The 23,605-nt window shown below is 66.8% G+C and carries 22 protein-coding genes; 15 read left to right on the plus strand and 7 right to left on the minus strand.

What is annotated here, in order from left to right; genetic code table 11:
• Positions 1-138: 138 nt before the first annotated feature.
• Genes ACQKLX_RS17975 through ACQKLX_RS17985 form a run of 3 tightly spaced genes read left to right on the plus strand, consistent with a single transcriptional unit; the run spans position 139 to position 3,315 of the window.
• On the plus strand, positions 139-1,980 hold the full coding sequence (locus ACQKLX_RS17975; protein WP_427362920.1) for a M3 family oligoendopeptidase: 1,842 nt from the start codon (positions 139-141) through the stop codon (positions 1,978-1,980).
• Between the two features lie 13 nt (positions 1,981-1,993).
• Complete coding sequence (locus ACQKLX_RS17980; RefSeq protein WP_427362921.1) at positions 1,994-2,878, plus strand: methyltransferase domain-containing protein; 885 nt, start codon at positions 1,994-1,996, stop codon at positions 2,876-2,878.
• On the plus strand, positions 2,875-3,315 hold the full coding sequence (locus ACQKLX_RS17985; protein ID WP_427362922.1) for an acyl-CoA thioesterase: 441 nt from the start codon (positions 2,875-2,877) through the stop codon (positions 3,313-3,315). Before ACQKLX_RS17980 ends, ACQKLX_RS17985 begins: the two co-directional genes overlap by 4 nt.
• A gap of 17 nt (positions 3,316-3,332) precedes the next feature.
• Here ACQKLX_RS17985 and vapC read toward each other — a convergent pair whose 3' ends face one another.
• Both vapC and ACQKLX_RS17995 read right to left on the minus strand, forming a co-directional pair.
• Positions 3,333-3,722: a type II toxin-antitoxin system VapC family toxin gene (gene vapC / locus ACQKLX_RS17990; protein ID WP_427362923.1), complete on the minus strand. Its 390-nt coding sequence runs from the start codon at positions 3,720-3,722 to the stop codon at positions 3,333-3,335.
• Positions 3,719-3,934, minus strand: coding sequence for a type II toxin-antitoxin system VapB family antitoxin (locus tag ACQKLX_RS17995; protein ID WP_427362924.1), 216 nt, complete (start codon positions 3,932-3,934; stop codon positions 3,719-3,721). Before ACQKLX_RS17995 ends, vapC begins: the two co-directional genes overlap by 4 nt.
• Positions 3,935-4,094: 160 nt before the next feature.
• Here ACQKLX_RS17995 and purL point away from each other — a divergent pair, with 160 nt between their 5' ends.
• The 3 genes from purL to grxD are packed head-to-tail and all read left to right on the plus strand — an operon-like array spanning position 4,095 to position 6,936.
• Positions 4,095-6,305 carry a phosphoribosylformylglycinamidine synthase subunit PurL gene (gene purL / locus ACQKLX_RS18000; RefSeq protein ID WP_427362925.1) on the plus strand — a complete coding sequence of 737 codons (2,211 nt, stop codon included), beginning with the start codon at positions 4,095-4,097 and terminating at the stop codon, positions 6,303-6,305.
• Between the two features lie 11 nt (positions 6,306-6,316).
• Positions 6,317-6,553 carry a BolA/IbaG family iron-sulfur metabolism protein gene (locus ACQKLX_RS18005; protein ID WP_427362926.1) on the plus strand — a complete coding sequence of 79 codons (237 nt, stop codon included), beginning with the start codon at positions 6,317-6,319 and terminating at the stop codon, positions 6,551-6,553.
• 47 nt (positions 6,554-6,600) lie between these two features.
• Positions 6,601-6,936 (plus strand): Grx4 family monothiol glutaredoxin, encoded by a 336-nt coding sequence (grxD, locus tag ACQKLX_RS18010; protein WP_091836387.1) that lies wholly within the window; start codon positions 6,601-6,603, stop codon positions 6,934-6,936.
• Positions 6,937-6,942: 6 nt separating this feature from the next.
• Here the strand turns inward: grxD and ACQKLX_RS18015 are convergent, their stop codons facing one another.
• The 3 genes from ACQKLX_RS18015 to ACQKLX_RS18025 all read right to left on the minus strand — a co-directional run bounded on the left by ACQKLX_RS18015 (position 6,943) and on the right by ACQKLX_RS18025 (position 10,404).
• Positions 6,943-7,557 carry an AAA family ATPase gene (locus ACQKLX_RS18015; protein WP_427362927.1) on the minus strand — a complete coding sequence of 205 codons (615 nt, stop codon included), beginning with the start codon at positions 7,555-7,557 and terminating at the stop codon, positions 6,943-6,945.
• Positions 7,558-7,600: 43 nt separating this feature from the next.
• Positions 7,601-9,331 (minus strand): carbamoyltransferase family protein, encoded by a 1,731-nt coding sequence (locus ACQKLX_RS18020; protein ID WP_427363045.1) that lies wholly within the window; start codon positions 9,329-9,331, stop codon positions 7,601-7,603.
• A gap of 80 nt (positions 9,332-9,411) precedes the next feature.
• Complete coding sequence (locus tag ACQKLX_RS18025) at positions 9,412-10,404, minus strand: hypothetical protein (protein ID WP_427362928.1); 993 nt, start codon at positions 10,402-10,404, stop codon at positions 9,412-9,414.
• Between the two features lie 242 nt (positions 10,405-10,646).
• On the opposite strand from ACQKLX_RS18025, the gene ACQKLX_RS18030 reads away from it, so the two are divergent.
• From ACQKLX_RS18030 to ACQKLX_RS18040, 3 genes are all read left to right on the plus strand, one after another.
• Entirely contained in the window at positions 10,647-11,723 is a 1,077-nt protein-coding gene (locus ACQKLX_RS18030) for an alpha/beta fold hydrolase (RefSeq protein ID WP_427362929.1), read from the plus strand.
• 151 nt (positions 11,724-11,874) lie between these two features.
• Positions 11,875-12,924 (plus strand): class I SAM-dependent methyltransferase, encoded by a 1,050-nt coding sequence (locus tag ACQKLX_RS18035; protein ID WP_427362930.1) that lies wholly within the window; start codon positions 11,875-11,877, stop codon positions 12,922-12,924.
• Positions 12,925-13,070: 146 nt separating this feature from the next.
• A complete protein-coding gene (locus tag ACQKLX_RS18040; RefSeq protein WP_427362931.1) occupies positions 13,071-13,496 on the plus strand; it encodes a hypothetical protein in 426 nt (141 codons plus the stop codon).
• 3 nt (positions 13,497-13,499) lie between these two features.
• Here ACQKLX_RS18040 and tlpA read toward each other — a convergent pair whose 3' ends face one another.
• On the minus strand, positions 13,500-14,129 hold the full coding sequence (gene tlpA, locus ACQKLX_RS18045; protein WP_427362932.1) for a thiol:disulfide interchange protein TlpA: 630 nt from the start codon (positions 14,127-14,129) through the stop codon (positions 13,500-13,502).
• Between the two features lie 31 nt (positions 14,130-14,160).
• Here tlpA and argH point away from each other — a divergent pair, with 31 nt between their 5' ends.
• The 4 genes from argH (at position 14,161) to ACQKLX_RS18065 (ending at position 20,043) form a co-directional block, all read left to right on the plus strand.
• Positions 14,161-15,561, plus strand: coding sequence for an argininosuccinate lyase (argH, locus tag ACQKLX_RS18050; RefSeq protein ID WP_427362933.1), 1,401 nt, complete (start codon positions 14,161-14,163; stop codon positions 15,559-15,561).
• 76 nt (positions 15,562-15,637) lie between these two features.
• Positions 15,638-15,898 carry an LPS translocon maturation chaperone LptM gene (lptM, locus tag ACQKLX_RS18055; RefSeq protein ID WP_427362934.1) on the plus strand — a complete coding sequence of 87 codons (261 nt, stop codon included), beginning with the start codon at positions 15,638-15,640 and terminating at the stop codon, positions 15,896-15,898.
• Positions 15,899-15,904: 6 nt separating this feature from the next.
• The gene (gene lysA, locus ACQKLX_RS18060; RefSeq protein WP_427362935.1) at positions 15,905-17,194 is read left to right on the plus strand and encodes a diaminopimelate decarboxylase; all 1,290 of its coding nucleotides are present in this window, start codon (positions 15,905-15,907) and stop codon (positions 17,192-17,194) included.
• Positions 17,195-17,328: 134 nt separating this feature from the next.
• Complete coding sequence (locus ACQKLX_RS18065; RefSeq protein ID WP_427362936.1) at positions 17,329-20,043, plus strand: TIGR02302 family protein; 2,715 nt, start codon at positions 17,329-17,331, stop codon at positions 20,041-20,043.
• Between the two features lie 131 nt (positions 20,044-20,174).
• Here ACQKLX_RS18065 and ACQKLX_RS18070 read toward each other — a convergent pair whose 3' ends face one another.
• Positions 20,175-21,476 carry an aminotransferase class V-fold PLP-dependent enzyme gene (locus ACQKLX_RS18070; RefSeq protein WP_427362937.1) on the minus strand — a complete coding sequence of 434 codons (1,302 nt, stop codon included), beginning with the start codon at positions 21,474-21,476 and terminating at the stop codon, positions 20,175-20,177.
• Between the two features lie 134 nt (positions 21,477-21,610).
• On the opposite strand from ACQKLX_RS18070, the gene ACQKLX_RS18075 reads away from it, so the two are divergent.
• Both ACQKLX_RS18075 and ACQKLX_RS18080 read left to right on the plus strand, forming a co-directional pair.
• Positions 21,611-22,213, plus strand: coding sequence for a glycoside hydrolase family 19 protein (locus ACQKLX_RS18075; RefSeq protein WP_427362938.1), 603 nt, complete (start codon positions 21,611-21,613; stop codon positions 22,211-22,213).
• 142 nt (positions 22,214-22,355) lie between these two features.
• Positions 22,356-23,573, plus strand: a complete 1,218-nt coding sequence (locus ACQKLX_RS18080) for a GGDEF domain-containing protein (protein ID WP_427362939.1) — start codon at positions 22,356-22,358, stop codon at positions 23,571-23,573.
• Positions 23,574-23,605: the final 32 nt, after the last annotated feature.

A 23,605-nucleotide genomic window follows, 5' to 3' on the forward strand; every position in this document is an offset into this window, starting at 1 on the left:
GAACGGTTAAGCGCCGCTTAAGCCGGTGCCTCGCGCAGGAAATCGGGCCGTTGTTGCCGCACTGCCGTTGATCGGAAGCGGCGGGCCGCGCATATGAGAGGGCCACAACCGACCCCGACAGGCCGAGGCAGACTGCTCATGACCCGCTCCTTCGACCGTCCCGGAATCGCACGCGCCGCCCATGCCGGAGGCGTGGCCGAGGCGCTAGGCGCCCTGCCGGAATGGGATCTGACGCACCTTTATCCGGCGATGGATTCGCCGGCCTTCGCCGCCGATGTCGAGCGCGCCGCAACCGAGTCGCGGCGTTTCGCCGAACTCTATCGCGGCAAGCTCGCGGCGCTGGCCGCGCGCGAAGATGCCAGCGCCGCGCTCGCCGAGGCGGTCAAGGCCTATGAGGGGCTGGAGGACCTGGTCGGCAAGATCATGTCCTATGCCGGCCTGGTCTATTCCGGCGACACCACCGATCCGCAGCGCGCCAAGTTCTATGGCGACACGCAGGACAAGGTCACCGCGATCTCGACCGAGCTGCTGTTCTTCGGGCTCGAACTCAACCGGATCGACGAGGCGCTGCTGGCCAAGGCGGCGGCGCAGGCGCCGCTCAGCCACTGGAAGCCCTGGCTGGAGGACCTCGCCAAGGACAAGCCGCACCAGCTCGAGGACCGGATCGAGGAACTCTTCCACGAGAAATCGGTCACCGGCCACGGCGCCTGGAACCGGCTCTTCGACGAGACGATCGCCTCGCTGCGCTTCAATGTCGGCGGCAACGACCTCACCCTCGAACTGACGCTGAACCGCTTGCAGGATGCCGACGGTGCCGTGCGCAAGGAGGCGGCGGAGGTGCTCGGCACCGTCTTCCGCCAGCACTTGCGCACCTTCGGCCTGATCACCAACACGCTGGCCAAGGACAAGGAGATCTCCGACCGCTGGCGCAAGTTCGCTGACGTCGCCGACTCGCGCCATCTCGCGAACCGGGTCGAGCGCGAGGTCGTCGATGCGCTGGTCGCGGCCGTGCGCGAAGCCTATCCGCGCCTGTCGCATCGCTACTACAAGCTGAAGGCGCGCTGGTTCGGGCAGGAGGCGCTCGACTACTGGGACCGGAACGCGCCGCTGCCCAAGGTCGAGCAGCGCAGCATTCCGTGGACCGAAGCACGCGATACGGTGCTGTCGGCCTATGGCGATTTCTCACCGCAGATGGCGGGTATCGCGCAGCGCTTCTTCGACGAGCGCTGGATCGATGCGCCCGCCCGCCCGGGCAAGGCGCCAGGCGCCTTCGCGCATCCGACCGTGCCGTCGGCGCACCCTTACGTCCTGCTCAACTATCAGGGCAAGCCACGCGACGTGATGACGTTGGCGCATGAGCTCGGCCATGGCGTGCACCAGGTGCTGGCTGGACCGAACGGGGCGCTGATGGCACCGACGCCGCTGACGCTGGCCGAGACGGCGAGCGTGTTCGGGGAGATGCTGACCTTCCGCAAGCTGCTCGACGAGACGCGCGACCAGAAGCAGCGCAAGGCGATGCTGGCGGCCAAGGTCGAGGACATGATCAACACGGTCGTGCGCCAGATCGCCTTCTACTCCTTCGAGCGCAAGGTCCACGAAGCCCGCCGGCAGGGCGAGCTGACGGCGGAGAACCTCTGCGATCTCTGGCTCAGCGTGCAGTCGGAGGGCCTGGGGCCGGCGATCCGGCTCGGGCCGGGCTACGAGACCTTCTGGGCCTATATCCCGCACTTCATCCACTCGCCCTTCTATGTCTACGCCTATGCCTTCGGCGACTGCCTGGTGAATTCGCTCTACGGCGTCTACCAGAACTCCGCCTCGGGCTTTCAGGAGCGCTATTTCGCGCTGCTTTCGGCCGGCGGCACCAAGCACCATTCCGAGCTGCTGAAGCCGTTCGGCCTCGATGCGCGCGATCCCGCCTTCTGGCAGATCGGGCTCAAGATGATCGAGGGGCTGATCGCCGAGCTGGAGGGGATGGAGTGAGGCGGGGGCCGCGGTGAGCTCCGTCGTCTTCAACCGCGCGCTCTACCGCCGCCGCCTTTCGGCTACGCTTGCGGCCGGCTATCCCGATTTCCTGCTGGCGCGCTGCGTCGCCGATCTCGACGAACGGCTCTCCGCCGTGCTGCGCCGCTTCGAGCGGGCCGCCGATCTCGGCACGCCGTTGCCGTCAGCCGGGCCGGTGCTGCAGGCGAGAGCGGGGAATCTTCTGCGCATGGCGGAGGTCCGGGACAGCAGCGCCGCTGTTGTCGGCGATCTCGAAGCCTTGCCCTTGGCCGCGGAATCGCTCGACCTCGCGGCCTCTCTGCTGGCGCTGCATGCGGTCAACGACCTGCCCGGCACCCTCATCCAGATCAAGCGGGCGCTCAGGCCGGACGGGCTCTTCATCGCCTGCCTGCTCGGCGGCCAGAGCCTGACCGAATTGCGCCAGTCGCTGCTGGCGGCCGAGGTCGAGCTGACCGGTGGGGCGAGCCCGCGCGTCGCGCCTTTCGCCGATCTGCGCGATCTCGGCGGCTTGCTGCAGCGGGCGGGTTTTGCGCTCCCCGTGATCGACGGCGAGAGCGTCACCGTCCGCTATGGCGATATGTTCGGCCTGTTGCGCGATCTACGCGCCATGGGCTGGGCCAATGCGCTGACCGAGCGCAGCCGCAAGCCGCTGCGTCGCAGCGTGCTGCTGCGGGCGGCCGAGCTCTATGCCGAGCGCTTCGCCGATCCGGATGGGCGCCTCCGCGCAACCTTCGAGATCGTCTGGCTCTCCGGCTGGGCGCCGCATGAGAGCCAGCAGAAACCGCTGCGGCCTGGCTCGGCCAAAGCGCGGCTGGCAGATGCGCTCGGCGTTCCCGAGATCGGCACCGGCGACAGAGCGGGCGGGGAGAAGCCATGAGCGAGAAGCCGGTCAGGCTCGGGCGGGCCGATTTCCGCCTGTTCCGCACCATCCCGACGCGCTGGGCCGACAATGACGTCTTCGGCCACGTCAACAACGTCATCTATTACAACTGGTTCGACACGGTGGTGAACGCCTGGCTGATCGAGCAGGGTTTTCTCGACGCGAAGGAGAGCAAGGTCGTCGGCCTCGTCGTCGGTACGCGCTGCGACTATTTCGAGAGCGTCGCCTTCCCGGAGATCGTCGAGGGTGCGCTCGCGGTCGAGAAGCTCGGGCGTTCCTCGGTGACCTACCGCATCGGCATCTTCCGGCAGGGCGGGGAGCTGACGGCGGCGCAGGGCCTTTTCACCCATGTCTATGTCGAGCGCGGCCCGCAGACGCCGGTGCCGATCCCTGCCAAGCTGCGGGCGGCCATGGCGGAGATCGGGGTGGAGTAGCCTGTGTTGGCTGCCATTCACGCGATCAGCAAACCGCAATGCTCGACAAAGGGATCGAAGTCGCGGTCCTGGTGCAGGAGGCGATGGCGGTTGGCGATGCAGTAGGTCGCGATGATCAGGTCGGGCGTCTTGCGGATGGTGATGCCACGGGCCCGCAGGTCGCGGTAGTGTGCGGCTCCCTTGCGCGCGAGGGCGGGAGAGAGCATGCGGGCGACCGCAAACCGGCGCAGCCTTGTCTCGATGGCGAGAGCTTGCTGATCGCTTCGGACGCCTCGCAGGATCTCCAGCAGAACGATGTCGCCGACGAGAATGTTCTGCGTTTCCTCCAACTCGCGCAGCCTGTCGACCGGTGGTGAGCGATCGCCGCGAAGCAGCCCGATCCAGGTGGAGCTGTCGACGACGATCACCAGGTTTTGGCCGGATCGTCGATGTCGCGCCGCATGGCGTCGAGATCGCCATCCCAGCCGAGCCCGTCGAGTTCCTTCAGCGCCTGACGCTGGCGGTGCTGCTGCACCAGCTTGCGCAAGGCCTCCTCCACGGTCGCGCGCTTGGTCGGCAGGCCCGTTGCTTCCATCGCCTCCGCGAGCAAGGCATCATCGAGTTCGATATTGGTGCGCATGGCGGTCTCGATGTGTAAAGATCGCGCTCATTATACACATCATGTGGCTGCTGCTCAATCTGCGTGCGCCCGCCGCGATTGTATCGGTGGCCGTTTTCAGGCTATTGCCCCCGCTTGAGATCGAGCCTCTGGCTCGCCCCCTCCGTCAGGAACAGGCCGCGTGATTCCCAACGACATCAAGATCACCCCGCAGCTGGTCGCCGAGCACGGCCTCAAGCCGGACGAATATCAGCGCTTCCTGCACCTGATCGGGCGCGAGCCTTCGATCACCGAGCTCGGCATCGTCTCGGCGATGTGGAACGAGCATTGCTCCTACAAGTCGTCGAAGATCCATCTGAAGACGCTGCCGACCAAGGCGCCCTGGGTGATCCAGGGTCCGGGCGAGAATGCCGGCGTGATCGACATCGGCGACGGTCTCGCCGTGGTCTTCAAGATGGAGAGCCACAACCACCCGTCCTTCATCGAGCCCTATCAGGGCGCGACCACCGGCGTCGGCGGCATCCTGCGTGACGTCTTCACCATGGGCGCTCGGCCGATTGCGGTGCTCGACGCGCTGCGCTTCGGTGATCCGAGCCATCCCAAGACCCGGCATCTGGTCTCCGGCGTCGTCGCCGGCATCGGCGGCTACGGCAATTCCTTCGGCGTGCCCAATGTCGGCGGCGCCACCGGCTTCCACCGCCGCTATGACGGCAACAACCTTGTCAACGCCATGGCGGTAGGTCTCGCGCGCTCCGACGAGATCTTCTACGCCAAGGCGTCGGGCGTCGGTAAGGCGATCGTCTATCTCGGCTCCAAGACCGGTCGCGACGGCATCCACGGCGCGACCATGGCCTCGGCCGCCTTCGACGAGGGCGCCGAGGAGAAGCGCCCGACCGTGCAGGTCGGCGACCCCTTCGCCGAGAAGCTGCTGCTCGAAGCCTGCCTCGAGATCATGGCCGCCGGCCATGTCGACGCGATCCAGGACATGGGCGCGGCCGGCCTGACCTGCTCGGCAGTCGAGATGGGCGCCAAGGGCGACCTCGGCGTCGAACTCGATCTCAACGCGGTGCCGTGCCGCGAAGCGCAGATGAGCGCTTATGAGATGATGCTCTCGGAGAGCCAGGAGCGCATGCTCATGGTGATCAAGCCGGGCCATGAGGAGCCGGCCGAAGCTATCTTCCGCAAATGGGGGCTCGACTTCGCCGTGGTCGGCAAGACCACCGACACGCTGCGCTTCGTCGTCAAGCACGACGGCGAGACGATGGCCGACCTGCCGATCAAGGAACTCGGCGACGAGGCTCCCGAATATGACCGGCCCTGGGTCGAGACGCCGAAGCGGCCGGTAGTGGAGGCTGCGAGCGTGACGCCGCCGTTGTCGAACGCCGAGGCGCTGCTCGCGCTGGTCGGCTCGCCCGACCTGTCGTCGAAGCGCTGGATCTACGAGCAATACGACACTCTGATCCTCGGCAATTCGGCGGTGACGCCGGGCGGCGACGCCGGCATCGTCCGGATCGAGGACGGGCCGAAGGGCCTCGCCATGACCGCCGACGTGACGCCGCGCTATTGCGAGGCCGATCCGTTCGAGGGCGGCAAGCAGGCGGTGGCCGAGGCCTGGCGCAATCTGACAGCCGTCGGTGCAACTCCGCTCGCCATCACCGACAACCTCAATTTCGGCAATCCGGAGCGGCCCGAGGTGATGGGCCAACTCGTCGGCTGCATCCGCGGCATCGGCGAGGCCTGCAGGGCACTCGACTTCCCGGTCGTCTCCGGCAACGTCTCGCTCTACAACGAGACCAACGGTGTCTCGATCCTGCCGACCCCGACGATCGGCGGCGTCGGCGTGCTCGCCGATGTCACCAGGCATGCGACTGTCGGCTTCAAGGCCGAAGGCGAGGCGATCGTCCTGATCGGCGAGACCAAGGGCTGGCTCGGCCAGAGCGCCTATCTCGCGACGGTCTGCGGCCGCGAGGAGGGCGCGCCGCCGCCTGTCGATCTTGCGATCGAGCGCCGCAATGGCGAGTTCGTGCGAGCGCTGATCACTGCGGGCCGCCTTACCGCCTGCCACGACCTGTCGGATGGCGGCCTTGCGGTTGCGCTCGCCGAGATGGCGATGGCGAAGGGCATCGGCGCCAGCATCACGGCTCTGCCCGCCGGTCCGGTCCATGCCGTGCTGTTCGGCGAGGATCAGGGCCGTTACCTGCTCTCGTTGCCGGCCGACGCTGCCGAGGCGGTCATTGCAGAGGCGAAGGCCGCCGGCGTGCCGGCTGAGATCATCGGCAAGACCGGCGGCAGCGAGCTTGCCCTGCCGGGCGAGGCTGCTGTCTCGATCGCTGCACTGCGCAAGACCCATGAGAGCTGGCTGCCGGACTACATGGCCGGCAAGGCCGCCTGAGGAGAACCGCTATGGCGATGGAAGCGAGCGAGATCGAGCGCATGATCAAGGCGGCGTTCCCCGACGCGGTCGTCGAGATCAAGGATCTCGCCGGCGATGGCGATCATTATGCGGCGACGGTGACTTCGGCTGCCTTCGCGGGCAAGAGCAGGGTCCAGCAGCACCAGATGGTCTATGCCGCGCTGCAAGGAAACATGGGCGGCGTGCTGCACGCCCTTGCGCTGACGACAACGGTTCCCCAAGATTAGAACGAGTTCATCCGGCGGGCCTTGAACCCGCATTTGGAGATAAAGCCATGAGCGATGTGAACGCCCGTATCGACGCCGAAGTGAAGTCCAGCGACGTGGTGCTCTTCATGAAGGGCACGCCGCAATTCCCGATGTGCGGCTTCTCCGGCCAGGTCGTGCAGATCCTTTCTTACGTCGGCGTGCCGTTCAAGGGCGTCAACGTGCTGGAGGACCAGGAGATCCGCGAGGGCATCAAGGCCTATTCGAACTGGCCGACCATCCCGCAGCTCTACGTCAAGGGCGAGTTTGTCGGCGGTTGCGACATCACCCGCGAGATGTTCCAGGCTGGCGAACTGCAGGCGCTGCTCGAAGAGAAGGGCATCGCCGTCAAGCAGGCGAGCTGAGCCTGCTCAGGCTGAACTTTCCGGGCAAAGCGGCAGCGTAGCCAGCGTTGCCCAAAGCTCTTTCGGTAGTGTTTCGGTCGGTTCGGCGAGGGCGACGCATCCACGTTGCCCTTCGGCAACGACGCGTGGCTTCAATGTGGCGTTGTCGAAGACGCGCCAATGGTCGACCTGCTCGATATAGCTCGGCAGATTGGCGATGGCGCGTGCAAAGCGGCGGCGCACATCCGTTTCCGCGACATCATGGCCACCCTCGCTGACGCGGCGCGCAATGCGAGCGAGCGACACCTCCGGCGAAGCCACGAGGAAGAACAGCAGGTTCACCAGGAAACCGGCACGCCGCGCCGCGGCGATGGTCATCAGATGCGTGCGGCCCGACAGCGTCGTCTCAAGCGAGAACGACCTGCGTTCCGTGATCAGGGAGCGCGTCAGGTCAAGCGCGACGCGCGCCGAGCGCCTTTGCTCGCCGGACGGGTCGAGCGGCGAGAGGCCGCGGGCGATCTCGTCGAGATTGACGAAGCTGGCGCTGCCCGAGACGGCGCGGATGTAACGGAAGGCATAGGTGGTCTTGCCGACCCCGTTCGGGCCGGCGACGATCCAGAGCTGCGGGTGCGTCCCAGTCATCACGCACGGCTATCACGCCGCCCGCACGCTGGCCAACCCGAGGTCACTTCACCAGCAGCCAGTCCTCGACCACCAGCGCGTCGAGCCCGCTCGTATAGAACATCAGGATTGCGTCCTCGCTGCTGTGCAGGATCGGCTTGCCCATGATGTTGAAGGAGGTGTTGAGGATCACCGGCACGCCGGTGAGCTCATGGAAGGCCGAGATCAGCGCGTGATAGCGCGGGTTGCGCTCGGCGGTGACGCTTTGCAGCCGTCCGGTGGCGTCCTCGTGGACGACGGCCGGCACCTGATCGCGCACGGCTTCCTTCCAGGTCAGGGTGCGCTCCATATAGGGCGCGTCCTGGTAGTTCTCGAACCAATCGGGGCCGTGCTCGGCCAGGATCGATGGGGCGAAGGGCCGGAAGGCCTCGCGATACTTGACCTTGGCGTTGAGGATGTCCTTGGCGTCGGCCGGGCGCGGATCAGCCAGGATCGAACGGTTGCCGAGCGCGCGGGGCCCGAACTCGGCGCGCCCCTGCGCCCAGCCGATCAGCTTGCCTTCGGCCAAAAGCCTGGCCGTCGCGGTGATGATCTCGTCGGGCGAGAGCTTCTTCAGGCGCGGCTCCCAAGCGGCCATGCGCTCGAACGGCTCGGTCGACAGTGACGAGCCGAGATAGGGACTCATCGGCCCCTTGGGCGCCTGCCAGTCAGGATTCGCTTCGGCATGGGAGAGCCAGGCGGCGCCGATGGCGTTGCCGTCATCGGCCGGGGCAGACGGGACGTGCACCTGCTTGAAGCCATGGCGGCCGACGATCTTGCCGTTGAAGGAGGAGTTCAGCGCGCAGCCGCCGGCAAGCACGAGGTTCTCCGAGGGGCAGAGCGCCGCCGTCTCGGCGAGCAGCGCCTCCATCATCTCGGCGAAGACATCCTGGCCGCAGCGCGAGAGATCAGCCCAGCCCTTGTCGAGCGCGTCGGCCGGGCGGCGGGCGAGGATCTCGTCGGCGACGCTCTGCACCGTCGCGGCATCGGCGAAGGTGAGCTTGACGCCTTCGACGCGATAGAGCTTGCGCAGCAGCGCGAGAAGTTCGGGATCGCGTTTGCCATAGGGCGCGAGCCCCATGATCTTCCATTCCTCGCCCTTGGCCTGGTCGAAGCCGGCGAGGTCGGTGACGAAGCCGAAATAGAAGCCGATCGATTCGCGGCCGCGATGGCGCTTCAGCTCGGTAAGGCGGCCGTCCTTCAACGCGAAGATGGCGGAGGCGCCGGTCTCGCCCATGCCGTCGACGACGAGGCAGGCGGCATCGCGGAAGGGCGAGGACCAGGAAGCGTAAGCCGCATGGCTGAGATGATGGCCATAGCGCTTCATCCCGGTGATCCTGGCTTCGCCGAAGGCGCGGTCGAGGCCGAGCAGGGTGCCGAGGCCGGCACGCTGCTGCTGGTGGTGCAGGTTGGCGATCAAGGCGCGCTCGCTGCGCTCGGGCACGAGCGAGCGGTTGAAGGCGGGCGAGAGCTTCAGCAGTGAGTCGAGACTGAAGGCACCGCCGCGGCTCATCTGGTCGAGGAAGCCGGTGAACTCCGCGCCCCAGCTGGTGGCGAGCCGGATTTCGGCGCCCTTGGGGATGTAGCGCTTGACCAGGCTTTCCATCCGCGCTGCCGTGTCCGGCTCGCAGTTCGGAGCGCGCTTGTATTGCAGGTAGCGCTCGGCCGCCTCGGCGAAGAGAACCTCGCCGTTCGGATCGACGATCGCGATGGCGGGGTCGTGGAAGGTGGTGGCAAGGCCGATGGTGTAGCTCATGGCCGGCAGCGTATGGAGCAGCCGGCCGGCCATGGCAAATGTTGCAGATCGGTGACGCCGACCGCGGCGTCAGGCGCCGATCACTTGGCGAAGGCGACGCTGTCGGCGATCGCCTTGATCGCCGGCTCGAGGCTTGGGAAGGTCGCCTCGTCGGCACTGACGATCATGCGCACGAAGCGCCCATCCGACCCCAGGCCGATATACTGGCTGAAGCGCTTGGCGACCGAACCCTCCGTGGTCTTGCCCGACAGCATGGCGCCGTTCGTGTCGCCGGCGAAGGCGACCGTCTCGCGCTTGGTGATCTCGGCCTTCTCGAAGCCGCGTGTCGTCTGCAACAGCTTTTCACCGACTGCGGCGAGCTGGCCGGCGGCGACTTGGCCGCCGGTCTGGTAGCTGACGATCAGCATCGGCTGGGCGCCCTTGGGGTCGACGTTCAGCGGACCGGAGGTCATCAGCACGCCGAGGCCGCCGAAGGTGTCGACGACGCGGAAAGGCTCGCTGGCGCGGACGCGAAAGGGCAGGGCCGAAAGCTTCTGGTCGATCGTCGGCTCGGCCCCGAGCGACACGGTCTTCAGCATGGTGACGACATCGTCGCCATCGAGATCGGAATCGTCGGGCGCCTGCACCGTGATCATCACGGTCTTGGCGCCCTTGAGCAGCACGATCCATTTGTCGAAAGTCGCAGCGCCGAGCGCCTGCTGGCCGGTCAGGATGCGGCCCTTGCCGGCAGCGGTCTCGATGTCCTCGGCATCGTCGATGGTGATGTTCTGCTTGGCGAAGTTGGTCTTCGCCGTCTCGATGTTGTTGAACAGCGCCGACAATTGCGGGTGCGCCTCGGGCGGCATCTCGACGACGAGGACGGACGCCTTCGCTTCGGCATTCTCCAGGCCGGCGAACTTGGCCGACGGCGTGAAGCCCTTGAGCGGCGTCAGCGAGACCGTCGTGCCGGAAATCGCGGTGCGCTCCTGTGCCGGTGCGGTCGCCACGAGCCCGATGGCCAGCAGGGCGCCGGCCAGCAAGCGAAGTAGAAAGCTAGCTGTTCGAGAGCCGGCAGGGCGGGTTGAAAACGTCATGGTGTCGCTCCGTGGTGTCGAGAGGCCGTTCGGCGGCCGTGGCGGTGAACTGTCGAGCCAGGTACCCTTGCGCTGTTCTGCAAGACAATTGCGTCAGCACGACCGATGTCGAGGACGTCGCGGGAACAGGCCTGTCCGTGGACCGAAAAGCCGCGATCCGGGTTCTCGTATTGCAGCGTACCGGCTGAACGGGCCGCCAGACCGTCCTGTCGCCGGCCATCCGACTGCGATATCGTCCGGCTATGAAGCTCAGCCAGAGCATAAGGTTCTGCACCTCTGCCGACGGCACGCGCATTGCGGTCGCGTCGTGTGGGGAAGGACCTGTGATCCTGCGCGCGGCGCATTGGCTCAGCCATGTCGATTACGATCTCGAAAGCCCGGTCTGGCGCCCCTGGCTTCAGGCGCTTTCAGCTCGAAGCCGTTTCGTGAGATACGATCCGCGCGGCAGCGGCCTGTCCGAGCGATATGTCGCCGATCTTTCGATCGAGGCGTGGAACGCGGACCTGGATGCCGTGGCGGAGTCGATCGACGAACCGCGCTTCGTGCTTCTCGGTCTCTCGCAGGGCGGCGCGCTCGCGGTCGCCTATGCACTTCGTCATCCCGAACGCGTATCGCATCTGGTTCTGCTCAACGCGTATGGCCAAGGCGGAAGGGTTCGCGCGCAGACGGAGGCCGAACGACTGGAGGCCGAGACGCTGGTGAACTTCATCCGCATCGGGTGGGGGCGCGACAATCCGGCATTCTGTCAGTTCTTTACCAATCTCTTCATCCCCGACGGAACGCCCGAACAGCATCGCTGGTGGGGCGATCTTGAGCGCGTCACCGCGAGCGCGGACGTCGCGGCTCAACTGCTCAGCAATATGCAGGGGATCGATGTGGCCGAACTTTCCAGGAAGATCGGCGTCCCGACCCTGATACTCCACAGCCGCGGCGACATGCGCGTGCCGTTCAGCGAGGGCTGCAAGCTCGCGGCCGCGATCCCAGGCGCGCGCTTCGTACCGCTCGAGAGCAAGAACCATGTGCTGCTGCCGGACGAGCCGGCCTGGGCGGTGTTTCATGCCGAGTTTGCCGCCTTCCTCGGCTGGGACCAGTCTGCACAGCCGCGCGCCATCGTCCAAGCCGGCCTGACGGCGGCCGAAACGGCTATCATGAAGCTCATCGCAGAGGGGCTCGACAACCGGGCGATCGCGCAGAGGCTCGGCAAGAGTGCCAAGACGGTGCGCAACCAGTTGTCGGTGATCTTCGGCAAGCTCGGCGTGCATAGCCGATCCCAGGCGATCGTCCTGGCACTCGGCGGCGAGCAGCCCTCGACCGATTGACGCCGAGCGCGGGACAGCCGAGCGCGGGACATCTGTCCTTTCGATTGGTCGCATTTTGCCGCGCGCGCGGGACTGCGGCCTCATGCGCGGCGACCAAGATGGGTCTCATCCTCCAAGCCTGCCAGATCCGGCCAAAGGGGAGGAGGACGCCATGACCCAGCTCAACGAAGCCACCCTCAACGAACTCGTCGGCCGCGTGCTCGGCGACATCGGCGGAGCGGTCAGCGTGCCCCTGGTCCGGATCGGTGACGCGCTCGGTCTCTACAGGACGCTGAAGGAGATCGGCCCGGCGACCGCCGACGAGCTTGCCAGCGCAGCCGGATGCGCCCCCCGCTATGTGCGCGAGTGGCTGTCGGCGCAAGCGGCCTCCGGCTATGTGCGCCACGAAGGCGGGACATTCTCGCTGACGCCGGAGCAGTCCTTCATCTTCGCGGAGCCCGATAGCCCGGTCCACCTGATCGGTGCGTTCGACACGGCGGCGGCGATGGTCGAGAACCAGCCGAAGGTGCAGGCGGCGTTCAAGACCGGACGCGGCGTCGCCTGGGGCGAGCAGGCGGGCTGCATGTTCTGCGCGGTGGCGCGGCTGTTCCGTCCAGGTTACGTCAACGCCCTCGTGCAGGATTGGCTGCCCGCGCTCGACGGCGTCGTCGACAGGCTGAGGGCAGGCGCGACAGTCGCCGATGTCGGCTGCGGCCACGGGCTCTCGACTATCCTGATGGCGCAGGCGTTCCCGAAATCACGCTTCACCGGATACGATTTCCACCCCGCGTCGATCGCGGCCGCCACCGCCCATGCCCGATCGCACGGGCTGACCAATCTGACATTCGAGGTCGGCCGGGCGCAGGACTTCAGCGGCCGCGACCTCGACCTGATCACCTGCTTCGACTGCCTTCACGACATGGGCGATCCGCAAGGCGCCGCGTCGCATATCCGCAAGGCGCTGAAAGCCGGCGGCACATGGATGGTGGTCGAGCCGATGGCGGGCGATGCACTCGACGACAACATCAACCCCGTCGGACGCATCTACTACTCCGCGTCGACGATGATCTGCGTTCCGACATCGCTGGCGCAGGAGACCGGCCTCGCGCTGGGCGCCCAGGCGGGCGAGAAGCGGATCGCCGAGGTGATCCGCTCCGGCGGGTTCAATCAGGTGCGCCGCGCCGCAGAGACGCCGCTCAACATGGTGCTCGAAGCGACCTGAGCCGGCGCGGATGGACGCCGCTCCCCGGGATGTCTGGTCCCCAGCGGCAATCCCTGGGGCGATCCGATGATGTGTGGCTGTGCCGGGGCGGACGCTCGCCATGGCGATGGCCGTCACCTTTCCGAACTCTCCCAGGAGAGTCCGTCATGCTGCGGGCACATAAGATCATGATCGAACAAGACAGCGCCTGGGCGATACTGGAGCTGACCGACCGGAGTGAGAAGCCCGGAATATCGGCTTTCGGACGTTGGCGGCACGCGGAGAAGGACAGCACGGACGCCGGCAAGATCAGGTTCACCAGCGACAGCAAGGAGTACCTGTACTGGGAGTGGAAGTCCGAATCGCCCGCAACGATGCTGATCGGATCGAAAATGCCGCGCGCGTCGCACAAGGCCGGCGAGGAGGAGTATTTCCAGGCCCTGATCACGCTGACCGGCATGCGGCGGAATTCGGAAGGGAAGTTCAGGGGCAGCGGCAGTCAGGGCGCCGGCAGCGGAAAGGGTATCCTGACCTACGATGTCGGTGATTACTTCAAGAAGGGCGCCATCGAATGGACGGTCGTAGCCTACTGAAGCTCAGCGCCGGCCGATCGCGGCGGTGATCAGCGCCTTGGCGTCGGCGCCGGCCCATTCGGCCGGCCCTTGCAACAGCGCGAGCTCGCAGCCGGCCGGGTCGACCAGCAGGCTGATCGGCATGCCCTCGACCTTCTTCACGGCGCGGATGTCCTGGAAGACCTTGGCCTGCGGGTCGGCGTAGTAGGCGAGGCGGCTGATGTTCTTGTCGGCGAGCCATTTCTTCGGCTTGTCGGGATGGCGCGTGTCGATATTGATCGCCACCACCTCGAAATCGGGGCCGCCGAGCGCGCCCTGGAGCGCGTCGAGCGCCGGCATCTCGGTGAGGCAAGGCAGGCACCAGGTCGCCCAGAGATTGACCAGAACGGTCTTGCCGCGGAAGGCCGAGAGGCTCATCGGCTTGCCGTCCGGCCCGTTGAAGGCGAGATCGGGCAGGAGCGTCGGCTGCTTGGCGACCTCGACGGCGGCGACTTCACCCTTCGCGAGGGGGCGCAGTGCCTCCACCTTCGTTGTGGCAGCGCTGCAGACGGAATTGCCGGCTCCACCCCGGACAGAGTAGAAGGCGCCAGCGCCGCCAAACACCAGCAGCGCCAGAGCCCCGCAGGCCATCACTATTTTCGACCGAGACGTCATCGCGCGTCCTTGAAGAGCAGGAAAAACCGCCGTGAGCAACCGCATGTGGGGTGGGCGTTTCGCCACAGGTCCCGACGCCATCATGGAGGAGATCAACGCCTCCATCGATTTCGACCAGCGCCTGTGGCGCCAGGATATTCGCGGCTCGCTGGCGCACGCCGCCATGCTCGCTGAGACCGGCATCCTGACGAAGGACGACGTGGACGTCATCTCGACCGGACTCAAGGGCATCGAGGCCGAGATCGAGGCCGGGCGCTTCACGTTCTCGCGCGCGCTCGAAGACATCCACATGAATGTCGAGAGCAATCTCAAGGAGCGCATCGGCCTCGCCGCCGGGCGCCTGCACACCGCCCGCTCGCGCAACGACCAGGTCGCGACCGATATGCGCCTGTGGGTGCGCGACGCGCTCGACCAGCTCGACGAGCAGGTCGCCGACCTCCAGCTTGCGCTGGCCGAGAAGGCCGAGACCTATGCCGGGGCGGTGATGCCCGGCTTCACCCATCTGCAATCGGCCCAGCCGGTCACCTTCGGCCATCACCTGCTCGCCTATGTCGAGATGCTGGCGCGTGATCGCAGCCGGCTGCGTGATGCCCGCGAGCGGATGAACGAATGCCCGCTCGGCGCGGCTGCGCTCGCCGGCACCTCCTTCCCGATCGACCGGCACATGACCGCCAAGGCGCTCGGCTTCGCCCGCCCCACCGCGAACTCGCTCGATTCGGTCTCAGATCGCGATTTCGTCCTGGAGACGCTGTCGGCTGCCTCGATCTGCGCCATGCACCTGTCGCGCCTGGCCGAGGAGATCGTGCTGTGGGCGACGCCGCAATTCGGCTTCGTCAAGCTCTCCGACAAGTTCTCGACCGGCTCCTCGATCATGCCGCAGAAGCGCAATCCCGACGCAGCCGAGCTGGTGCGCGGCAAGGCGGGCCGCGTCTTCGGGGCGTTGCAGGGCCTGCTGACGATGATGAAGGGCCTGCCGCTGACCTATTCGAAGGACATGCAGGAGGACAAGGAAGGCACCTTCGACGCGGTGCAGACCCTGTCGCTCTGCCTTGCCGCCAGCGCCGGCATGGTTCGCGACATGCAGCCCGACTTGAAAACGATGAAGAAGGCGGCCGGGCTCGGCTACGCCACCGCGACCGACCTCGCCGACTGGCTGGTGCGCGTGCTGAAGATGCCGTTCCGCGACGCGCACCACGTCACCGGCCGACTCGTCGGCATCGCCTCAGCCAAGGGGGTCGGGCTCGAGAAGCTCTCGCTCGCCGAGATGCAGGAGGTCGAGCCGCAGATCAGCGACGAGATCTTCGCCGTGCTCGGCGTCGAACGCTCGGTGAAGAGCCGTACCAGCTATGGCGGCACCGCCCCCGCCAATGTGAAGCGGCAGGCCAGGCGCTGGCTGAAGCAGCTCGCGAAGGACGCGAAGCCGCAGCCATGATCCCGGCGCAAAGGCTCGCAAGCTTACGCGCCATTCGCTACACTCGTCCCGAAGCTTCGCCTGAGGATCATCGTTCGTGCCGCAATCCCGCCTGAAACTCGGCCGCACCGTGCTGGTGGTCGGCCTGCTCGGTCTCGCGCTTGCGGCTTGCGGCCGCCGCGGTCCACTCGAGCCGCCGCCGAACGCCAAGAACGCGATCGACCTGCCGGACCAGCAGACCGGCGCTGTCGAGAACACCTTCAACTCGACGGAAGCTTCGCCGCTCGGCAAACCGGCCAAGCGCAACAAGCCGATCGAGATTCCAGAGAAGCCCTTCGTGCTCGACCCGCTGCTCTGAGCTGACATGCATCATTTCGCCTATCGCGACGGCGCGCTCTTCGCCGAGGATGTCGACCTGCGCGAGATCGCGGCAGACGTCGGAACGCCGGTCTATGTCTATTCCTCGGCGACGATCGAGCGGCATTACCGCCTCTATGAGACGGCGATGGCGTCGACCACGCCGGGCAAGCCGGCGCATGTCTTCTACGCCATGAAGGCGAACAGCAATCTCGGCGTGCTGAAGACCCTTGCCGCACTCGGCGCCGGCGCGGACACCGTCTCCGAAGGCGAGATCCGCAAGGCGCTCGCTGCCGGCTTCCCGGCCAGCAAGATCGTCTTCTCGGGCGTCGGCAAAGCTGAAAGCGAGCTTGCCTTCGCCGTCGAGGCCGGCATCTACCAGGTCAATATCGAGACCGAGGGCGAGCTCGACCTGTTGTCGAAGGTGGCGCAACGCCTGGGCAAGCGCCAGGAGGCGGTGTTCCGGGTCAATCCCGACATCGGCGCCGGCGGCCATGCCAAGATCACCACAGGCTCCTCGGCCAACAAGTTCGGCGTCTCCTTCGAGGAGGTGCACCGGCTCTATGCTCGCGCCGCGAACATGGCGGGCGTACGCATCATGGGCCTCGCCGTCCATATCGGCAGCCAGATCCGCGAGGTCGACGCCTTCGAGGCGGCTTATGTGAAGATGCGCGACCTCGTGCAGGCGCTGCGGGCCGAAGGGCACCGCGTGGACCGACTCGACCTCGGCGGCGGGCTCGGCATTCCCTACGAAGTGCCCCGGGATTTCGACCACGGTCCCGGCCTGATCGAGGCCTATGCCGCGATGGTCGCCAGGGTGACGAAGGGGCTCGATGCCGAACTCGGCTTCGAGCCAGGCCGCCTGATCGTCGGCAATGCCGGCATCCTGCTGACGAGGGTGCTCCATCTCAATCCGCGCCCGACCAAGGAATTCCTCGTCGTCGATGCGGCGATGAACGATCTGATGCGGCCCGCGATGTATGAGGCCTATCACGAGATCTGGCCAGTGGCGGAGCCGGCTGATCATGCCAAGACGATCGCCTATGACGTGGTCGGGCCGATCTGCGAATCGGGCGACACCTTCACCACCGGGCGCGAATTGTCCGCGCTGAAGCCGGGCGACCTCATCGCCTTCATGACCGCCGGCGCCTATGGTGCCAGCATGTCTTCGACCTATAACCAGCGCCCGCTTGTCGCCGAAGTGCTGGTGAAGGGCGACAAATTCGCCGTGACGCGCCCGCGCCAGACCTATGAGGAGCTGATCGGCACGGATCGTGCGCCGCCCTGGCTGCCCTGACGACGCTTCACAATCCCCGGAGCGAGCTGTGGGTCCAGCGCTTCGGCGCTGGTCACGCCACAATCCCGTGCTAGCCTCTCTGCTCGATCGATGAAGCCAAGAGAGGCGCCGCGGGGGGCGGCCCGGAGCATCGGATGAGCGAAACACCGCGCCGGACGGCGCTAGACCCGGTCTCGACGATCCGCAGGCGGCTGGAACGCCTCACCGCGGCATCGCGGCTGTCGCTGGCCTGGGAGCGCCTGTGGCCGAAGCTGTGGGGGCCGCTCTGTGTCGTCCTCGCCTTTCTTGCCGTGTCCTGGTTCGGGCTCTGGCTGCACCTGCCCTGGTGGGGCCGGGCCGCGGGCTCGGCCATCTTCGCCCTGCTTCTGCTCGCAAGCTTCTGGCCGGCTGTGACCGGCCGCTGGCCGAGCCGCCGCGAGGCGCTGTCCCGGCTCGACCATTCGATGGACGGGGCGCATCGCCCGGCGACCGCGCTCGAGGACACGCTCGCGGTCGGCGGCAAGGATCCGGTCTCGCAGGCGCTGTGGACGCTGCATCTGCAGCGCCAGAGCGCCCATGTCGCGGCATTGAAGGTCGCGCCGCCGCAGCCGCACATGGCGGGGCGCGACAAGCGCGCCTTGCGCGCCGCGCCGCTCGTCGCGGCTGTTGCCGGCTTCTTCGTCGCCGGGCATGAGGCCCTGCCGCGACTCGCCGCTGCCTTCGACTGGCGTGGCCCGGCAGCGGCTGCAGCCGCGGTCCGGATCGACGCCTGGATCGACCCGCCATCCTATACGCGGATGCCGCCGATCCTGATCGACTTCGCCAGGCTCGCCAGCCCGAACTTCAACGTGCCCGAGAAGTCGACGGTGGTGGTCCGCATCGCCGGCAAGAGCGGCATGGATGTCGCGACGACCGGGCGGCTCGACGCCGTGCCGGTCGAGAGCAAGCCCGGCGAGGCCAAATCCGCTGACGCCAAGCCGGTTGCGGCCAAGACCGCGCCTATGAACACGGTCGCGGTGACCGAGAAACGCTATCTCGTCGCCGGCGACGGCACCTTGCGCATCACCGGCTCGGGCGCCCCGGCACAGACGCTGAGCCTGCATGCGATCATCGACCAGAAGCCGGAGATCGCCTTCGCCGAGCCGCCGAAGGCAGTCAGCGGCATTCAGGGCGGGCTCGGCATCAGCTACCGCGCCAAGGACGATTACGGCATCGCTTCGGCCGAGGTCCTGGTTTCGCGCGTCGCTCCGCTCACGGGTGGCCGCTCACTGGTCGAGGCGCCGAAGCAGGTGCTGCCGGTGCCGTCTTCCGGCTCCGGCGAAGACGAGATGAAGAGCACGGTCGATTTCTCGGCTCATCCCTGGGCCGGCGCCAAGGTCAATATGAGCCTGCTGGCGCGGGACGAGACCGGGCAGGAAGGGCGCAGCGAGACCGTCGAGGTCACGCTGCCGCAACGGACCTTCACCAAGCCGCTGGCCAAGGCGCTGGTCGAGCAGCGGCGCAAGCTGGTCATGGACGTCGATAGCCGCAGGAAGGTCCAGCTCGCGCTCGATGCGCTGATGATCGAGCCCGACCGCTTCATGAAGGAGACCGGTGTCTATCTGGGCATGCGCATGATCGGCGAGCGGCTGCGCCGTGCCGCCAGCGACGACCAGTTGCGCGACACGGCCGAAATGATGTGGGCCTTCGCGCTGCAGCTCGAGGATGGCGATCTCTCCGACGCCGAACGGGCGCTGCGGGCTGCGCAGGAGAACCTGGCGCAGGCGCTGGAGCGCGGCGCCTCCGAAGAGGAGATGAAGAAGCTCACCGAGGATTTACGCCGCGCCATGGATCAGTACATGCGCGAGCTCGCCCAGCAATGGCAGCGCCAGCAGCAGAACGGCGAGCAGAACCAGGCGCAGATGCCGGAGAATTTCCGGACCGTCACCCCGCGCGACCTGCAGAACATGCTCAACCGCATCGAGGAGCTGACCAAGCGCGGCGACATGGCCGAAGCGCAGCGCCTGATGGAGGAGCTCAACAATCTCCTCAACAATCTCAAGACGGCACGCCCGGGCCAGCAGGATCCGCGTCAGCGCGAGATGAACCAGGCGCTCGGCGATCTCGACAAGATGACGCGCGAGCAGCAGCAATTGCGCGATGAGACCTATCAGCAGGACCAGCAGCGCCAGAACCGCGCCCAGCGCGGTCAGCGGCCCGGGCAGCAGCAGGCCCGCCCGGGCCAGCAGGGCCAGCGCCAGCAAGGGCAGCAGGGCCAGCGCGGGCAACGTGGCCAGCAGCCGGGGCAACAGCCGGGCGAGAGCGGCGAAGAGGGTGAAGGCGAGGACGGCCAGAACGCCGAGGGCGGGCAGGGCCAGGGTCAGGGCCTGTCGCAGCGGCAGCAGGCTTTGCGCGAGCGCCTGCAAGATTTGCAGCGGCGGATGCGCGGCATGGGCGCCGATCCCGGTGAGCTCGGCGAGGCCGAGGACGCGATGCGCGAGGCGGAAGGCCAGCTCGGCCAGGGCCAGGACGGGCAGGCGGTCGACTCGCAGGGCCGGGCGCTGGAAGCCCTGCGCAAGGGCGGCCAGAATCTTGCCCAGCAGATGCAGGGCGAGCCCGGTGAGGGCGAAGGCAATGACAACGCCTATGGCGATCCGGATGGGCGTCCGGCGGGGCGGCCCTCGGCCCAGCAGCGCGACAACAACGACCCGCTCGGGCGACCGCAGCGCCAGCGCGACTGGGCCGATGGCCGCGTGCGGGTGCCAGGCGCCGACGAGAGCGCGACGCAGCGGGCACGTCGCATCCTCGAGGAGCTGCGCCGGCGCCTCGGCGATCCGATGCGTCCGACCGAGGAGCTCGACTATCTCGAGCGCCTGCTGCGGCGGAATTGATCTGCCGGTCCCGCGTCATGCTCGGACTTGACCCGAGCATCTCAGGCAAGAGGAGGCGCGTGACAGCGCCTTCTCGTCATGAGCTTCTCGGGTCTGCGCTTCGCTCCGCCCGAGAATGACGGCCTACTTGCTCACCCCGCCCGATTGCCCGAGACGACTGCGAGCGCCGCGATGAAGCGATCGAGGTCCGCTTCCGTCAGATAAGGCGCTGGCGAGATGCGGATGGTGTTGCCCTTGGCGACGCCGCCGCGGCGTACCGTCATCACCTTGTGCTGGTCGCGCAGCGCCGCGACGATCGCGTTGCAATCTGCAGCCGAGCGCTTGCCGGTGAGCGCGAAGGAGGTGATGCCGGCGACCATCTCTGGATCGTCCGGCGTCTGGATCTCGACGCCCTTCAATTCGCGCGCTCTGCTGACCCAGTAGTTGCGCAAATGGCGGTAGCGCGCCTCCTTGGCCTGCGGCCCCACTTCCTGATGGAGGGCGAGCGCAGCGGGGACGGCGAGCTGGGCGGCGAAGTTCGGCGTGCCGGTATGGATGCGCGAGCGGACATCGTCCGCCTTGAAGTCCTCGTCGCCATAATGGGTGTCGATATCGGCCAATCGCTCGCGAGCGATGTACATGACGCCGACGCCGAGCGGCGCGCCGATCCATTTGTGCAGGTTGAAGCCGATGAAGTCGACGCCGAGATCCCTCGCCTTGAAGTCGACCTGGCCCCAGCTATGGGCGGCGTCGAGGATGACGTCGATGCCGCGCGCCTTGGCCATGGCGGCTAGCTCCCTGACCGGCATCATCAGGCCGGTGCGGTGGCTGACATGGGTGAGCAGCAGGAGCTTGGTCTTCGGGTTGGCCTTGAGTGCAGCCTCATAGGCCGCGAGCACATTGGCCTTGGTCGCCGGCTCGGGGATGTCGAACCTGGCGACCTCGACGCCGCGCCGGCCCTTCAACCAGTTCATCGCGTACTGCATCGAATCATAGTCGAGATCGGCATAGAGCACGCCGTCGCCGGCTTTGAGCTTGTTGTAGCCGGCGATCAGCGTCTGCAGCGCCTCGGTGGCGCCGCGGGTCAGCGCGATCTCCTCGCGGGCGACGCCGAGGAAATCGGCCAGCGGCGTGCGGACATTGTCGAGGTCCTGGCCGATCTTGGTGCGGGCGTAGACGGTGTTCTCGAAATTCACGACGTCGGTCAGGCGCTTGTATTCGGCCTTCACCGGCTCGGCCATGATGCCCCAATAGCCGTTCTCCAGGTTCACCATGTCGGGAGTGACGCTGTAGAGGCGCCGGACCGCATCCCAATAGCCGGCGTCGGTGCCGAGATTGCCGGTTGGCAGGGCTGGAAGCGAGCGGGCGAGGGCGGGAGCGGCTGCAGCGGCGAGGGCTGCAGTGCCGAGACCGGCGAGCAATGTGCGACGATTGAGAGCGGTGTGGTCGGTCATGGCGGGCTTTCCTTGGGGCGGGCGCCCTCGCTAGACGCGCGCTGTTTCAGCCCCATGACGGTCCTGTCAGGGAACTTATCCCCGCCCCGCGAAACGGGTGCATACTGGCGCAATGCGTAACCGGGAGTGCCGCCATGTCGATGCAGGGATCGTCAGCCGAGGAAATACCGGTCGAGGAGCCGCAGGCTCCGCGCCAGCCGGACCTCATTGTTACCGTCTCCCGGCTCGCCCGGCTCGCGCCGATCGGCAAGGCCGAGATCATGAACAATATCGCCCTGCATTTCGATCGGCTCGCCGCCGAGGCGGACCTGACGACGCCGTTGCGCGTCTGCCATTTCCTGGCGCAGGCGGCGCATGAGACCGACCGCTTCCGCACGCTCGAGGAGAAGGGCGGCAAGAAGCAGTTCGCCAAATACGAGGGGCGCGCCGATCTCGGCAACACCGAGCCCGGCGACGGCGCGCGCTATCACGGGCGCGGCATCTTCCAGCTCACCGGCCGGGCCAATTACAAGCGCATCGGCCGGATGCTGAGTATCGATCTGGAGGGGCGGCCGGAGCTGGCGCTCGATCCGCGCATCTCGGTCCAGGTCGCGTTCGCCTATTGGCGTGACCGCAAGATCAACGCCGCCGCCGACCGCGACGACGCGGCTCGCGTCACCCAATTGATCAATGGCGGCGTCAACGGCCTCGCCGATCGCCGGCAGTTGCTGACGATGGCGAAGGGGATCTGGTTCTAGTCCAAGCCAGGAAGCCTGGCGCCGAAGCCGATCCAGACGGTCTCGCGCGATAGCTCGAAATCCACGCGATCGGTTTAAATTTTTCGCAACGGCAGCCGGTCCATAACCTGCGCGCCTCTCGCCAACTGCCGCTGAGTCTGCCTTGCCGCTGGACTACCATTCGCTGCTGACAGCCTTTGCTCTTTCCGGTTGCGGATTGGCGATCACCTTCTTTGTCAGCTGGCTTGCCTCCAGGACGGAACGCTTCCTGATAGCCTGGACTTTCGGCGTGGCGTTCATGGCGCTCGGCGTGCTGATCTACAGCTGGTATGCCCAGACCATGTCGCCGGCTGTGGGCGCCGCCGGATACACGATCCTGTTGGCCGGCCTCGCCTTCGTGTTCGGCGCCGGTCGGGAGTTCCGCACCGGCATCCTGCCCTGGCGCAGCATGGCCGTCATGGCGGCCGCATCGTCCGTCGCCATGGCCGTTCCGATGCTGGCCGGCTACAATGGCGTCGCCATCGTCATGCTCAATGCGGCGGCGACGATCATCCTTCTCGTCACAGCCTGGGACTATTGGCTCGGACGCGCCGAAGCCCGGTTGGCCATCCCGCTGCTGACGGTTCTCTATGTCGTGACGGGGCTCTCCTTCGTCCCCTGCGCCATCCTGCTGCTGCAGGATGGCGAATGGCGCCTGTCGCAAGCTCCGTCGAATTGGGCCGAGGATCTCAATATCGTCGTCTGCCTGATCACCCTGTCCGGCATCGGCGCGCTTTCCCTGGCGCTCAACCAGGCGCGGCTGGCACGCAGCCACAAGCGCGAGGCAGAGACCGATCCGCTGACCGGCCTGCTCAACCGGCGGGCGCTGCTCAACCGGATCGCGGGCGACATCAAAGGCCCTGCCGCGCTCATCGTGTTCGACATGGATCACTTCAAGACGACCAACGATGTCCATGGTCATCCGGCAGGCGACGACGTGCTGCGAAGCTTCGGGAAGATCCTGGCGCTGTCTTGTCGATCGCAGGGACTTGCCGCTCGGCTTGGCGGCGAGGAATTCGCGCTGCTGCTGCCGGGAGCCTCGCTCATCACGGCTGCGAAACTCGCCGATGGCGTGCGCAGGCGCCTGGCCAAGCGCCATTTCAGCGGGGATGGCGGCGCGTTCACAAGCACGACCAGCGCCGGTGTCGCCTATTCCGAGGACGTCGTCATCGATTTCGACACGCTTCTGCGCGACGCCGACAAGGCGCTTTATGCAGCCAAGCGGAATGGCCGAGACCAGGTGGCGGTCAGTGCGGACGACACGGAACTCCTCGCCCAGAGCTGGTCGTCGACGGATGGGCGGCGCGATGCTGCCGACCTCGTCCGCCTCAAGGCCGGCTAGAGCATTCCCGCGCTTCTGAGAAACGCGGAAAT

The organism is Allobosea sp. NPDC003192, from assembly GCF_050275675.1.
Lineage (GTDB): Bacteria > Pseudomonadota > Alphaproteobacteria > Rhizobiales > Beijerinckiaceae > Allobosea.